Source organism: Pseudomonas sp. Y39-6 (assembly GCF_023651955.1).
Taxonomy (GTDB): domain Bacteria; phylum Pseudomonadota; class Gammaproteobacteria; order Pseudomonadales; family Pseudomonadaceae; genus Aquipseudomonas; species Aquipseudomonas veronii.
This window is the reverse complement of sequence record NZ_CP069594.1, coordinates 4,121,240-4,134,154: the sequence shown is the minus strand read 5'-3', so window position 1 is coordinate 4,134,154 and position 12,915 is coordinate 4,121,240. Positions and strand designations below refer to the sequence as shown.

Annotated in this window: 14 protein-coding genes; 9 read left to right on the top strand and 5 right to left on the bottom strand. The window is 62.9% G+C overall.

Annotated elements, in window-relative coordinates:
• Positions 1-15: 15 nt before the first annotated feature.
• From JN756_RS18610 to JN756_RS18585, 6 genes are all read left to right on the top strand, one after another.
• A complete protein-coding gene (locus JN756_RS18610) occupies positions 16-489 on the top strand; it encodes a YbjN domain-containing protein (protein ID WP_046383052.1) in 474 nt (157 codons plus the stop codon).
• Complete coding sequence (locus JN756_RS18605; RefSeq protein ID WP_046383053.1) at positions 486-1,436, top strand: peptidylprolyl isomerase; 951 nt, start codon at positions 486-488, stop codon at positions 1,434-1,436. The genes JN756_RS18610 and JN756_RS18605 overlap by 4 nt, the downstream gene beginning before the upstream one ends.
• A gap of 51 nt (positions 1,437-1,487) precedes the next feature.
• Positions 1,488-2,465, top strand: a complete 978-nt coding sequence (locus JN756_RS18600) for a LysR family transcriptional regulator (RefSeq protein ID WP_046383054.1) — start codon at positions 1,488-1,490, stop codon at positions 2,463-2,465.
• A gap of 85 nt (positions 2,466-2,550) precedes the next feature.
• Positions 2,551-3,105, top strand: coding sequence for a histidine phosphatase family protein (locus tag JN756_RS18595; protein WP_126588320.1), 555 nt, complete (start codon positions 2,551-2,553; stop codon positions 3,103-3,105).
• A 45-nt stretch (positions 3,106-3,150) separates the two neighbouring features.
• Positions 3,151-3,906 carry a precorrin-6A synthase (deacetylating) gene (gene cobF / locus JN756_RS18590; RefSeq protein ID WP_128191875.1) on the top strand — a complete coding sequence of 252 codons (756 nt, stop codon included), beginning with the start codon at positions 3,151-3,153 and terminating at the stop codon, positions 3,904-3,906.
• Positions 3,907-3,917: 11 nt separating this feature from the next.
• The gene (locus tag JN756_RS18585) at positions 3,918-4,637 is read left to right on the top strand and encodes an alpha/beta hydrolase (RefSeq protein ID WP_201021165.1); all 720 of its coding nucleotides are present in this window, start codon (positions 3,918-3,920) and stop codon (positions 4,635-4,637) included.
• Positions 4,638-4,767: 130 nt separating this feature from the next.
• Here the strand turns inward: JN756_RS18585 and JN756_RS18580 are convergent, their stop codons facing one another.
• The 3 genes from JN756_RS18580 to JN756_RS18570 all read right to left on the bottom strand — a co-directional run bounded on the left by JN756_RS18580 (position 4,768) and on the right by JN756_RS18570 (position 8,235).
• Positions 4,768-5,322: a DcrB/PsbP domain-containing protein gene (locus tag JN756_RS18580; RefSeq protein WP_017849157.1), complete on the bottom strand. Its 555-nt coding sequence runs from the start codon at positions 5,320-5,322 to the stop codon at positions 4,768-4,770.
• A gap of 76 nt (positions 5,323-5,398) precedes the next feature.
• The gene (locus JN756_RS18575; RefSeq protein ID WP_046383058.1) at positions 5,399-7,207 is read right to left on the bottom strand and encodes a monovalent cation:proton antiporter-2 (CPA2) family protein; all 1,809 of its coding nucleotides are present in this window, start codon (positions 7,205-7,207) and stop codon (positions 5,399-5,401) included.
• 143 nt (positions 7,208-7,350) lie between these two features.
• Positions 7,351-8,235, bottom strand: coding sequence for an EamA family transporter (locus JN756_RS18570; protein ID WP_046489217.1), 885 nt, complete (start codon positions 8,233-8,235; stop codon positions 7,351-7,353).
• A 103-nt stretch (positions 8,236-8,338) separates the two neighbouring features.
• Between JN756_RS18570 and JN756_RS18565 the strand changes: the two genes are divergently transcribed.
• From JN756_RS18565 to JN756_RS18555, 3 genes are all read left to right on the top strand, one after another.
• On the top strand, positions 8,339-9,121 hold the full coding sequence (locus tag JN756_RS18565; protein ID WP_169864321.1) for an AraC family transcriptional regulator: 783 nt from the start codon (positions 8,339-8,341) through the stop codon (positions 9,119-9,121).
• Positions 9,122-9,215: 94 nt separating this feature from the next.
• On the top strand, positions 9,216-10,769 hold the full coding sequence (locus tag JN756_RS18560; protein ID WP_017849161.1) for a DUF726 domain-containing protein: 1,554 nt from the start codon (positions 9,216-9,218) through the stop codon (positions 10,767-10,769).
• 41 nt (positions 10,770-10,810) lie between these two features.
• The gene (locus JN756_RS18555) at positions 10,811-12,130 is read left to right on the top strand and encodes an Nramp family divalent metal transporter (protein ID WP_046383062.1); all 1,320 of its coding nucleotides are present in this window, start codon (positions 10,811-10,813) and stop codon (positions 12,128-12,130) included.
• A 26-nt stretch (positions 12,131-12,156) separates the two neighbouring features.
• On the opposite strand, the gene JN756_RS18550 is transcribed toward JN756_RS18555, so the two are convergent.
• Both JN756_RS18550 and JN756_RS18545 read right to left on the bottom strand, forming a co-directional pair.
• The gene (locus tag JN756_RS18550; protein ID WP_046383063.1) at positions 12,157-12,534 is read right to left on the bottom strand and encodes a type II toxin-antitoxin system VapC family toxin; all 378 of its coding nucleotides are present in this window, start codon (positions 12,532-12,534) and stop codon (positions 12,157-12,159) included.
• Entirely contained in the window at positions 12,531-12,890 is a 360-nt protein-coding gene (locus JN756_RS18545; protein ID WP_227778671.1) for a type II toxin-antitoxin system Phd/YefM family antitoxin, read from the bottom strand. The genes JN756_RS18550 and JN756_RS18545 overlap by 4 nt, the downstream gene beginning before the upstream one ends.
• Between the last annotated feature and the right edge of the window lie 25 nt (positions 12,891-12,915).

The window sequence follows — 12,915 nt, the reverse complement described above, 5'->3', positions numbered from 1 at the left end:
AAGGAAGAGCAGACCATGAACGAATTGATCACCAGCGTCACCGCCCAGAGCCTCACCGAGTTGCTGCAAGAGGCCGGCTACCGGGTCAACCAGAGCGAGCAGAACGGCATCGTGCAACTGCTCAGCGCCAGCCAGGGCATCGGCTTTGCGGTGCGCTTCGGCAACCCGGCGACGGAGCCGGGCAGCTACGTGGATTTCACCTACAGCTGCGCGCTGCGCGTGCAGGGCGACCTGCCCGAAGGTCTGGCCCAGGTGTGGAACGCCTCGCGCCGTTTTGCGCGGCTGTCGGTGCAGGGTGAATTTCTGCTGATGGAAATGGACGTGGTGGTGGCCGGTGTCGGCGCCACGCACCTGCGCAGCCAGTTGGAACTGTGGGACCGCCTGCTGCAGGAATTTATCGTCTACCTGCGTGAGTACAGCCAGCACGCCGCGCAGTTGCAGGCCCAGGCGGCGGCTGAACCTGTGGCTGAAGAGGTACCGGTGCTGTGAAGAAGCGAACCGTGGTTGTCGGCGCGGGGGCGCTGACGTTGCTGGTGGTGGCGGTGGGGTTGAGCCTGCGACCGGGCAGCGACCCGGTCGCCGCTCAGCAACCGGCGCCTGTCGTCACGTCCTCGCCCAACGAGCGTGGCGCGCCGGCGGTGGCACGCCTGGGCAACCAGCAGATCGACGTGCCTGAACTGAAAAGCGTGCTGGCGAGCCTGCCGGCCGAATCCCGTGAGCAACTGCGCGGCAACCGTGGCGCCCTGGAGAGCTGGCTGCGTTCGCGCCTGGCGCAAAAGGCCGTGCTCGAACAGGCCGACGCCCAGGGCTGGCGCCAACGCCCGGAGGTGGAGCAACAGACCCGCGCCGCCACCGAACAGATCGTGTTTCGCGACTACATGCTCTCGGTCAGCCAGGTGCCGGCCGACTACCCAAGCGCCGCTGAATTGCAGCAGGCCTACGACGCTGGCAAAGCACAATGGATAACGCCGCCGATGTACCGGGTCAGCCAGATCTTCCTGGCGCTGAATGACCCGCAAAGTGTCGACGCGGTACGTCGCCAGGCCCAGGAACTGAGCCGCAAGGCCCAGGCCGCGCCGGGGGATTTTGCCGCCCTGGCCACGCAATACTCGCAAGACCCGGACACCGCCCAGCGCGGCGGCGACTCGGGCTTGCAGCCGTTGCAGCAACTGGTGCCGGCGGTGCGCGAAGCGGTGTCGCGGCTCAAGGTCGGCGCGGTCTCGGAGGTGGTGCAAAGCCCGGCGGGGTTCCATGTGCTCAAACTCACCGCCCAGCAACCGGCGCGCACCGCCACCCTCGACGAACTGCGCGAGCGCCTGACCCAGGCCCTGCGCGCGCAACGCCAGGAACAGATCGCCAAGGCGTACCTGGAAGGCATGCTCAATACCGCGACCTTGAGCATCGACGGCGCGCAGTTGAACCAGGTGCTGGAGTAACCCGCGTCAACCGCATTGGATGCACAAGACCTACAAGACAGGGAGTCTCCCATGGCATTTCTAGAACCGTCTGGCCCCCAGGGGCCTGCACCCTATCGCGAGCCGAGTCAGTCCCGCAGCGCCTGGTTGGCCCTGGCCAACGACATCGAGCCGGAGGTCGCGCGCTACTTTCTGGTGAGTGCGCGCTGCGGCTGTTTCATGCAGGCAGCGCGCAGCCTGAATATCAAGGCGACGCTGCTGCGCAAACGCCTGGCGCAACTGGAGGAACAGTTGCGCCACGTGTTGTTCAGTTTTCAGGGCAACGGCCTGGTACTCAGCCGCGATGGTCAACTGCTGCAGGCGCAATTGATTGCCCTGGCCCATGCGCGGCGCCTGCCGGTGGTGGAGCAACCGCTGATTCGCCTGGCCGTGGCCGAGCCGATCCTGCACGACATCCTCGGGCGCGACCTGATCGCCTTGCTGCGCCGCAACGCCAGCGTGCGCCTGGAAATCATCTCCATCGACAGCCAATTGTCCCTGCAAGCGGTGGACGTTGACGTGGTGCTGTGGCTCTCCGACGCCGATGGCCCCACGCCCGGCCCGAGTTTCCCCACTGCGCCGCCTCAAGTGCTGGCGCGCTTGGAGTACCTGCCGCACATCGCCAAGCGTTACTCGCGGCTGACAACCCGCCCCGACAGTGTCGAAGACCTGGATGACTACATGCTGGTGCAGTGGCAGCCGGATGGGCAGGTGAACGCCTTACAGCCATGGAACACGGTGGTGGCACAGCGCCTGGCCGCGGTCGTGCAGGTGCATGCCTATTCGTTGATGCTCGAGATGATCCGCTGCGGCGCCTGCATCGGTTTGCTGCCGCGCTACATGGGCAGCTTCGACCGTGGCCTGGTGGCCTTGCCGGGATTGCTCGCCGAGCCCATGCAGCGCCAGGTGTGGCTGGCGGTGAAAGCGCAGGTGCAGCATGCCGAGGCGGTGCAGATGATCGTCGAGTTGATCACCAGTACGTTCGAGGGGCGGCGGGAGTGGTTTGATTAGTGCAGGATCCGGCCCCGGACGTTGCGTGATCGCCCCAACTGCGCCAGTCTTGGCGGCCTCATCCTTCCTGTAGCTGCGATCCGCGATGCAAGCCACCCGTTTGACTCTGATCTGCCATGCCGTCACGCCGTTGCAAAAGCGCGGCTGCTTTGCCGATGACGAATCGTTGGCGATGGATTGGCAAAACGCGGCGTTATCCCTGGCCGGTCGCTTCAAGAAAAACGTGCGGCTGCGCTGTGGGCCCGAGGCGCGAACCCGTCAGACAGCGAGCTTGTTCGGCGATCGGGCGCAGATCGAAGAGGCCTTGCGCGATGGCGATGTCGGGCACTGGAAAGGCCAGGACATCGCCGCGCTCGACAGCGCCGAACTGACGACCTGGCTCACCGACAGCGCGAGCGCACCCCACGGTGGCGAGTCGGTGGATCGGCTCTGCGCGCGCGTCGCGCAGTGGATGCAGTCGCTGCAAACCGAATCCGGCCATGTCGTGGCCATCACCCATCCGTTTGTCATCCGCGCCGCGTTGCTCTACGTCATGCAGTTTCCCGTCGCGATGTTTTATCGCATCGATGTGGAGCCGCTGTCTTGCACTGAGCTGCGTTTCAACGGCGTCTGGCGCCTGCGCCTGGAAACTCACGCCTGAGTGCGTGAACATGGCAAAATCCACGCCCCGCAATGAGAGCAACCCATGAAACGCATCCTGATCATCGGCATTGGCGCCGGCAACCCTGACTACATCACGATGCAGGCCGTGAAGGCGCTGAACCGCACCGACGTGTTTTTCCTGATGGACAAGGGCCAGAGCAAAGACAAGCTGATCGACCTGCGCCGTGAGATCTGCGCGACCTACATCACCGAGCCCGGCTACCGCTTCGTCGAGGCCGATTGCCCCGAGCGGGTGCGCGGGGACATCGACTACGCCCGCGCCGTGCAGGACCTCAACCGCGATAAGCAGCAGACCTTCGAGCGCATGATCAACGAAGAAATGGCCGACGGCGAAGTGGGGGCTTTTCTGGCTTGGGGCGATCCGGCGTTGTACGACAGCACCATCCGCATTCTGCAGGCGATCCTGGCCAGTGGCCGCTGCGTCTTTGAATTCGAAGTGATCCCCGGCATCACCAGCGTGCAGGCCCTGGCGGCCCAGCACAAAGTGCCGCTGAACCGCATCGGCCGCTCCATCGAGATCACCACCGGGCGCCGCTTGGCGGCGGGGCAGGCGAGCGATGCCGACACCCTGGTGGTGATGCTCGACGCCGAAGACTCCTACCGCACCGTGGCCGATCAGGATCTGGACATTTATTGGGGGGCCTACCTCGGCACGCCGGATGAAATCCTCATCAGCGGCAAGGTGAGTGAAGTCGCTGAAGACATCCAACGGGTGCGCAAGGCTGCGCGTCTGGCCAACGGCTGGATCATGGACACTTATTTGCTGCGCAAACCCTGAGGTCGATCTCCATGTTCAAACTGTTCGCGCTGGTGCTGACCCTGGTGGCCGGTGCCGCCCACGCCGATTCCGACCTGCACACCGACTTGCCGTTGTTGTACCTGGAACAGACCCTGGGCGATGCGCGCAACCAGCCGCTGGTGATTTTCCTGCACGGTTTTGGCAGCAACGAGGAAGACCTGTTCGGCATCAAGGATGCGCTGCCGTCCACCTGGACCTACCTGTCGGCGCGCGCGCCGATGCCGGTGGACGCCCAAGGGTTCCGCTGGTTCACCAAGACGCCGGGTGACGGCGATTACGATGGGATGACCGACGACCTGCAGAGCAGCGCCAGGCTGATCAAGGCGTTTGTCGCCAAGGCTACCGTCAAATACCACACCCAGCCTGACCGGGTGTTCCTGGTGGGGTTCAGCCAGGGCGCGATCATGTCTTACGAGGTGGCGTTACGTGACCCTGAGTTGGTGCGCGGGATTGCGGCGCTCAGTGGCAGCGTGCTGCCGGTGCTCAAGGCACAGCTCAAGCCGGATGAGCGATTGGGCCAGTTGGCGATTTTCATCGGCCACGGCACGTTGGACCAAGCGCTGCCGTATGCCTCGGCGACGCGGGCGAACGAGGTGTTGTCGGGGTTGGGGCTCAAGCCGCAGTTTCATACTTATCCGGGCATGAACCACACCATCAGCGCAGCGGAAGTGCAGGACTTGAAGGCCTGGCTGGAAACCAATGTGAAGTGAACACCACTAAAAATGTGGGAGGGAGCTTGCTCCCGATAGCAGTGTGTCAGCCAACACATGCATGACTGATGCACCGCCATCGGGAGCAAGCCCCCTCCCACAGTTGATCGGTGTGGTTTTAACGGTCGGTTTACTTGCCGCCGGTGATCAGTTTCACCAACTGCGCATGCCCCTTCACATCATCCGCCCGCGAAATCGCCTGGATCACCAGTAAGTGATTGCCGGAACCGCCGAGGAAGGTGGAGTTCAAGGTTTTGCCGCCGCCTTGGGTGGCCGTGCTGTCCACCTGGCGCAGGCCGAGGCCTTTGAAGGTCAGTTTCTTTTCGTTCTGTTTCTTGAAGTCGGGCAGGGCGGCGCTCTGGTCCTTGACGAAGCCGGCGACTGCGCCGTCGAGAAACTGCGGGTCATTATCTTTAATGGTCACCCCGTCGTTACGCACGGTTTCGGCGACGATGACCACACTTTTCGTGGTTTGGTTCGCGTACATCGTACCTTGGGTATCCCCGGTGCCGTCTGCCGCCTTGCCGGCTGGCAGGGTGTCGGCGACATAGGCCTTGGGCAGGTCGAAGCTGAACTTGCCGCCCAAGGTGGAGATGGTCTGATCCGCCGGCTTGGCCGCGGCGAATACGCTGCCGGCGCTAAGCGCCAGGGCCAGCAGGACGGCGGTCTTGGTGAAAGTGGCCATGAAGAAGCGCTCCGGTAGATGAACGAAATTGCGCCGTATTCTGTCAGAAAATTCGCAAGATCGTTCATCCGCACCCTCACACCTTGTCGGACTCTTCCTCAAGACGGTCCATTTCAAACAACCGCGCCAGTTCCGCACGGGCTTCCTGGGCGGTCTGCATGACCTTGGCCGCGTCGTCGTACACCGCGTGCTGGGCGGCGAGGACCTGCAGGTCGTGGTTCTTGAACCGGGTGATGCGCGCGTCGGCCTGGGCTTGGCTCAGGCCGAGACCCACCAGGGTGCGGCGGCTCATTTCCAGGCTGGAATAGAAGGTTTCGCGCACCGGTGACGCGTCGAGGTCCACCAAACGGTGGACGTGCTGGCGGTTACGGGCGCGGGCGATGATCTTCATGTGCGGATAGAGGCTGCGCACCAGTTCGGCGGTTTTGATGTTGATCTCCGGGTCATCCATCGCGATGACGAAGAACTCCGCCCGGTCGACCTTGGCCGCGTGCAGGATCTCCGGACGTTGCGGGTCGCCGTAGAACACCGGCATGCCGCCGAAACTGCGGGTCAGCTCGATGGTTTCGACCGAGGTGTCCAGGGCGATAAACGAAATGTTCTGCGCGCGCAGGATTCGCGCGACGATCTGCCCCATGCGGCCCATGCCGGCGATGACCACGCGCGGCGCATCGCTTTCGATGGTGCGGTATTCCTCGGGGACTTCCACGGGTTTGACCTTGGGCTTGAACAGCTTCGGGCAGACCAGCAACAGCAGCGGCGTCACGGCCATCGACAGGGTGATGGTCAGCACCAGGATGTCGTACAGGTGCGGTTCGAACAGGCCCTGATCGCGGCCGATCTTGAACACCACGAAGGCGAATTCACCGCCTGCCGCCAGCACCACGCCCAGGCGCAAGGCGCTCTCGCGGTTGAGATCGCCCACCAGCCGGCCGACGGCATACAGCAGCGGCAGTTTCAAACCGATCAACAGCAGGGTCAGGCCGATCACCACCAGCGGCGAGCTGAGCAGCAGGCTGAGGTTGGCGCCCATGCCCACGCTGATGAAAAACAGGCCGAGCAGCAGGCCCTTGAACGGTTCGATCTGGGATTCCAGTTCGTGGCGGTATTCCGAGTCCGCCAGCAGCAGGCCGGCCAGGAACGCGCCCAGGGCCATGGACACGCCGACCAACTCCATCAGCCAGGCGGTGCCGATCACTACCAGCAACGCGGTGGCCGTGGACACTTCGCGCAGGCCGGTCTTGGCGACGACGCGAAACACCGGGCGCAACAGATAGCGCCCGCCGATGATCACCACGGCGATGCTGCCGAGGATCTGCAACACGTGCTGCACGCCCTGGGCCTGGGTGCTTGGGTGATCGCCCCCGGCCAGCAACGGCACCATGGCAATCAGCGGGATCGCCGCAATGTCCTGGAACAGCAGAATCGCAAAAGCCAGGCGCCCGTGGGGCTGGTTCAGCTCCTTGCGCTCGGCCAGGCTTTGCAGGCCAAAGGCGGTGGACGACAGCGCCAGGCCCAGGCCCAGCACGATTGCGCTGTTCCACGACTGGCCGAACAGCCACAGCGCGACCCCGCCCATCACCAGGCCGGTGAGCAGCACCTGGGCCAGGCCGACACCGAATACCGCCTTGCGCATCACCCATAAACGTTTCGGCGACAGCTCCAGGCCGATGATGAACAGCAGCAGCACCACGCCCAACTCCGAGAACTGCGCGACGCTTTGCGGGTTGCCGATCAGGCCCAGCACCGACGGGCCGATGATCACACCGGCGAACAGATAGCCCAGCACCGCGCCCAACTGCAGGCGCTTGGCCAGGGGCACGGTCAGCACGGCGGCGAGCAGGAACACCACGGCTGCTTGTAACAGGTTGCCTTCATGGGGCATTGCGAACTCCAAAATCTTTAAAGCCAATCAACAGGTGGCTATTAGAGCGCTTTTTACATGTCGATAATTGTGTTTTTGCAGTGTGGGATCGTGCTGGGCAGGTGATTTTTTGCTGGGCGACTGCGTTCTCGCGGGCGTGTCTTTCACTGGCTGAGTGTTTTTCCACGCGCACTGGCGGGCGTGCGGTACAACCCCACGGCCAGTCCCGTGATGATGAGCGCAATCGAGAGCAGGTTGGGCGTGGATATGCGCTCGCCGATGATCAGCATCGAACTGGTCATGCCGAACACCGGAATCAGCAGGGACAGCGGCGCTACGGTGGATACCGGGTATGCCTTGAGCAGTGAGTTCCAGCCCCAGTAGGCAAAGTGCGTGGCCAGGTAGACCTGGAACAGGATGGAACCCGCCGCCGTCAGGTCGAGGTTGGCGCCCACGTTGGCGAACGCTGCGCTGCCGTGCAGCCACCAGGCCATGAGCCACAGCGGAATCGGTGGGAACAGACTGGCCCACACCATGAACGAGAAGATCTCTTTCACGCCCGATTGCTTGATGATCACGTTGCCGACACTCCAGGCCAGCGCGCTGAAGACGATCAACAGAATACCCAGCAGCGCGTGGTCGCCGTGTTGCGTCGCGATGATCCCCGCCAGGCCGGTCACCGCGAGCACGGCGCCGAGCACTTGGGCCCTGCGGATTTTTTCCTGGAACAGCACATAGCCCCAACCCATGCTGAAAAACACGCTGAGTTGGATGATCAGCGAGGCGATTCCCGGGCTGACGCCGACCTGAATGCCGTAATTGATCACGCCCCACATCCCCAGCCCGAAGATAAGCCCGTAAGCCGCCACATAGTGGAAGCGCACGGCGGGGCGCTTGATGAAAAACACCAGCGGCAGGGCGGCGAGGGCAAAGCGTATGCCGGTGAGGACAAAGGGGTCGATTGCACGCAGGCCCAATTTTGTCAGGGGGAAGTTCACCCCCCAGACCAACGTAACCAGCACAGCAAGCACCAGGTGTTTTTTCTGCATGGGGTTTCCTTTTAGGCAGAGTGCAGCTTCAAAGGCGTCGATGTTAGGCGGCAGGGAAGTGGCCCGCTTGCTATGCAAGGTCAACTTTTGACAGAATCGGGCCATGATGCCGACTTTTGATTCCGACAGCCCCGACGCGCTGGTGACGCTGCGCGAATACCCCTCTGGCACCGTGTTTGCGCGGCACACGCACCCGCGAGGTCAGTTCGCCTACGCTTCCACCGGCGCGCTGAAAATGTTTACCGACCTGGGCAACTGGGTGGTGCCGCCGCAGCGGGCGATCTGGGTGCCCGGCGGCGTGCCCCATGAAATGCAGATGCGCGGCGATGTGGTGATGCTCAATACCTACCTGGACGCCGGCGCCGCCGCACGGGCGGGGTTGCAGGCACGCTGCCAGGTGTTTGAAGTGTCGCCCCTGCTCAGGCATCTGTTGCAGGCGGCGCTGGCCATCGAGCCCTCGACCTTACCCAATGCCAGGCAGGCCTGCGTGCTGACGCTGCTGATCGACGAGATCGGAGCGATGCCCGAGTTGCCCCTCAGCGCGCCGTTGCCCCGCGAGCCACGGCTGGCGAGCGCCTGCCAGCGTTTTCTGGAGGCCCCTACGCAACACACTTCGATTGACGAAATGGCCGCGTGGTCGAGCATGAGCCGGCGCACCTTTACCCGCCATTTCCTTGAGAGCACGGGCATGACGTTCGTCGCCTGGCGCCAGCAAGTCTGTCTGCTGGAAGCCACTGCCCGGCTCAGCCACGGCGTGTCCGTCACCGAGGTGGCGTTTGAGTTGGGCTTCAGCAGTGCCAGCGCCTTCACCGCGCTGTTTCGGCGCAACCTGGGCGATACCCCGGCGCGTTATCTGACTAAATCAAAGGCCGCGCCGTTGTTCTGAGGGGGTTGTGGCGTCCGCGCCCGTCAGGATTCACCTTCCTGCGGCCCGCCCTTTGTTACTATCGGCGTCCTTCGTCACCAGGAGTCACCGGCCCATGCAGCACCAGTGGGATGAAATGCACCGTACCCGCAAGCCCACGTTCGTACTGTGCGGCGAGCCTCAGGGGGACGTGCTCAATCTCTATGTTCACGGTTACTCGGCGTTCTTCAACCGGCAGCAACTGGGCAACTTCACGGCGCAACTGGCAAGTATCGAAGGTTCGACCAACCTGATGCTGTTCTGGCCGGCCGGGCATTTTCTGGAAAACCTGTTCGCACCGTTCAAGGACGTGATCACCGCGATGCTCGGCGGCGGCGGCCTGGGAGCGGCGACGGTAGGGGTGGGCAAGGCGATCGGGTATTTTCTCGACCATTACAAAAGTGTCGAGGCGCGGGTGGATGAAGTGGCCCGCAGCCTGTTGCCGGAATTGGCCGAGTTCCTCCACGGCGAGTCGCTGCAGGTGCGGCGCATCAACCTGATCGGGCATTCCCTCGGCGCGCGCATCCTGGTCAAGAGCGTGTTGGCCAACCCCGACACTGCGCGCGAACTGCCGTTGAACCATTTGCTGTTGATGGGCGGGGCGATCTGTACGTCGAGCCCTTGGGATGAAGTGTGCGCAGCGCTTTCGGGGCGGGTGATCAACTGTCACTCCAGTAAGGATTGGGCCCTGGCGATGAAACCGGATACCGAGCGTTGCATCGGTCGCTACGCCATCCCGATCACACCCGCGCTCAAGGCCAAGGTGACCAACGTTCACCTGGCCAGCTTCGATCACGCGGCCTATTGGCCGCAGTTGCAGACGGTGGTGCAGTACACCGACCTGCTGCAGGAGCGACGCGGCATGATCCGCGCCGACCAGCGCAGTAGCGAGGTGCGCTTTGCCGAAGAAGATGACGAACTGTTCCCGGTGCTGGTGCGGGCGCGCCCGGACGAGCTGAAGTTCCTCGCCGAATTGATCGCGCAAAAGCGCAGTGCCTCGATTGATGCCACGGTGCGCGAGCCGCTGAAGTTGGCCATCGAGTTGCAGCGCATGGGCGGCGACAGCTTCATGAACCTCGCCCGGGGGCACGGCGTGGGGTATCGCCAGATCGCCGAGGATGTGGCGCAGCGGCTGGGGATCAAGTTCGATGAACCGATGGAGACTGTCGTGCTGGCGGACATCGAAGCGCAAGTCGCGGAAAAACTCATCGAACAATACAAGGACAAACTCAGCCACGCCGACCGCCAGGCGTTCGACGCCGAGCTTCAGGCGGCGGCGCAAAAGGAGCAGGGCCTGTTCCATCGCATCGATGTCGGCCGTTCGGCCGCCACGGCGTTGAGCGGTACGGCGTTGGCGGGGCTGACCGGGTTCATCCTGCGGCGCGGCGCGGCCACGGCGATTCCGCTGGTGGGCCAGGCGCTGGCGGCGGCGATGTTGCTGGTGAGCGGGGTGCGTGCATTTTCCGGCCCGGCTTATTCGATCACGACCTTGGCGGTACTGGTGATCGGGGTGATCCGCCAGCGCATGGAGCGCGAAGCGTTGAACCAGGAAATGGACCTGGTGGTGCAAGTGGTCGAAGCGTTTGACCTGCCGCGGGACACGGTGATGCGAACGGTTGCATCCGACTGATAAGCTACGGGCTTGTCTAGAGTGTTTGCCTGGGATACTGCGTGAAATTCAGCCTGCCGAAAATCGCTACCGCTCCGTTTTGCCCGCCGGAAGTGGCTGGCTCTGTCATCGTCGACCCCAAGGCGTCGTTTTTCAAACGAATGCTGATGTTTGCCGGCCCCGGCTTGCTGATTTCCATCGGCTACATGGACCCGGGCAACTGGGCCACGGCGATCGAGGCCGGCTCGCGCTACGGCTACAACCTGCTGTTTGTGGTGCTGCTGGCCAGCCTGGCGGGCATGGTGGTGCAGTGCCTGTGCTCGCGGCTGGGCATCGCCACCGGCAAGGACCTGGCGCAACTGTGCCGCGAACGCTACAGCCAACGCTCGGCCCGCACCCAGTGGGTGCTGGCGGAAATTTCCATCATCGCCACCGACCTCGCCGAAGTGCTCGGCTGCGCCCTGGCGTTTCACCTGCTGCTCGGTGTTTCGTTGACCACCGGCATTGTCATCACCGCGTTTGACACGCTCTTGGTGCTGGCCCTGCAAAATCGTGGTTTCCGTCGCCTGGAAGCAATCATGCTGGCGCTGGTCGCCACCATCGGCGTGTGTTTCTTCATCGAACTGGTGCTGATCAAGCCCTATTGGCCGGACGTGTTCAGCGGCTTTGCGCCGTCGTTGTCGGCCATCAGCGATGCCGCGCCGTTGTACCTGGCGATTGGTATCCTCGGTGCCACCGTGATGCCGCATAACCTCTACCTGCACAGCTCGATCGTGCAAACCCGGCTGATCGGCAAAGACCTCGCCAGCAAGCAGGACGCGGTCAAGCTGGCGCGTATCGACACCATCGGCTCCCTGGCCCTGGCCTTGCTGGTCAACGCCGCGATCCTGGTACTTGCCGCCGCTGCGTTCCATAAAACCGGGCATACGGATGTGGTCGAGATCCAGGACGCCTACCATTTGCTCGATCCTCTGGTCGGCGGCGCCTTCGCCAGCATCCTGTTCGGCATCGCCTTGCTGGCTTCCGGGCAGAGTTCCACGTTCACCGGCACCATCGCCGGGCAAGTGATCATGGAGGGCTACCTCGACCTGCGCATTCCTTGCTGGCAGCGACGCCTGATCACCCGTGGGCTGGCGCTGATCCCGGCGTTCGTGGGCGTGTGGCTGATGGGCGACGCGGCCATTGGCAAATTGCTGATTCTCAGCCAGGTGGTGCTCAGCCTGCAGTTGCCGTTTGCGTTGTATCCGCTGATTCGCATGACCGGCGACGCGCGACTGATGGGCCCGTTCGTCAATCGCCTGCCGACGCGCTTGCTCGCGTGGTTTCTGTTTGCGCTGATCAGTGGCGCGAATGCGTGGTTGATCGGGCAGTGGTTGTTTTGATCCAAGGCCCGCGGTGCTGGGGCGATCTACACCAGGACCGCCAGCGATGTGTATTGGGCAACCTGCGGATCGGCCGTCAATAGCTTCATTGGTTCGCTCAGGGCGGTTGCAGCGATGAGCCGATCGAAAGGGTCTTTGTGATGAGGCTCGAGATCCTTGACCGCAATGGCGTGTTCTGACGTGATGGGGAGTTCGACGAAACCGCTTTGCAGGCAGCACTCACGGACTTCATCCAGATCGACAGTGAGTTTCCCCAGGCCGACCTTGATCGCCAGTTCCCAGAATGTGGCGGCACTGACATAGATCTCTGCGGCATGTTCAATCAGCTTTCGGGCTTTGCTGGAGAGCTTGGGGTCATCGTTCAACGTCCACAGCAGGATGTGGGTATCCAGCAGCACTCTCATGAATGAGTGCCCTGGAACGCCGCGATGAGGTCGTCGGACAAAGGCGCGTCGAAGTCATCCGGAATCACCAGCTTGCCTTGCATGGCGCCAATTCGGCGACCTTTGGATTTTCCAACAGGGACAAGCTGCGCCATCGCTCGCCCATGCTTGGCGATGGTGATGATTTTGCCGGCAGCTGCCTCATCAACCAGTTTTGACAGCGTGTTTTTGGCTTCGCCCAACGGCACTGTAATCATGGGGCTCTCCGCATATTTTGGCCAAATATAGCCAGAACTGCTGGCGCTATCAAAGACAGCCTGACCGCTGGTTGACGCCAACCGTTTTGAGCGCGACGGGTTGCGGTATATGACATCCATGGCATTGCTCCAAACAAGGATTTCG

Coding starts and splice junctions, on each gene's coding strand:
- JN756_RS18610 (WP_046383052.1), top strand. CDS start 16: ATGAACGAATTGATCACCAGCGTCACCGCCCAGAGCCTCACCGAGTTG.
- JN756_RS18600 (WP_046383054.1), top strand. CDS start 1,488: ATGGCATTTCTAGAACCGTCTGGCCCCCAGGGGCCTGCACCCTATCGC.
- JN756_RS18595 (WP_126588320.1), top strand. CDS start 2,551: ATGCAAGCCACCCGTTTGACTCTGATCTGCCATGCCGTCACGCCGTTG.
- cobF (WP_128191875.1), top strand. CDS start 3,151: ATGAAACGCATCCTGATCATCGGCATTGGCGCCGGCAACCCTGACTAC.
- JN756_RS18585 (WP_201021165.1), top strand. CDS start 3,918: ATGTTCAAACTGTTCGCGCTGGTGCTGACCCTGGTGGCCGGTGCCGCC.
- JN756_RS18580 (WP_017849157.1), bottom strand. CDS start 5,322: ATGGCCACTTTCACCAAGACCGCCGTCCTGCTGGCCCTGGCGCTTAGC.
- JN756_RS18575 (WP_046383058.1), bottom strand. CDS start 7,207: ATGCCCCATGAAGGCAACCTGTTACAAGCAGCCGTGGTGTTCCTGCTC.
- JN756_RS18570 (WP_046489217.1), bottom strand. CDS start 8,235: ATGCAGAAAAAACACCTGGTGCTTGCTGTGCTGGTTACGTTGGTCTGG.
- JN756_RS18565 (WP_169864321.1), top strand. CDS start 8,339: ATGATGCCGACTTTTGATTCCGACAGCCCCGACGCGCTGGTGACGCTG.
- JN756_RS18560 (WP_017849161.1), top strand. CDS start 9,216: ATGCAGCACCAGTGGGATGAAATGCACCGTACCCGCAAGCCCACGTTC.
- JN756_RS18550 (WP_046383063.1), bottom strand. CDS start 12,534: ATGAGAGTGCTGCTGGATACCCACATCCTGCTGTGGACGTTGAACGAT.
- JN756_RS18545 (WP_227778671.1), bottom strand. CDS start 12,890: ATGGATGTCATATACCGCAACCCGTCGCGCTCAAAACGGTTGGCGTCA.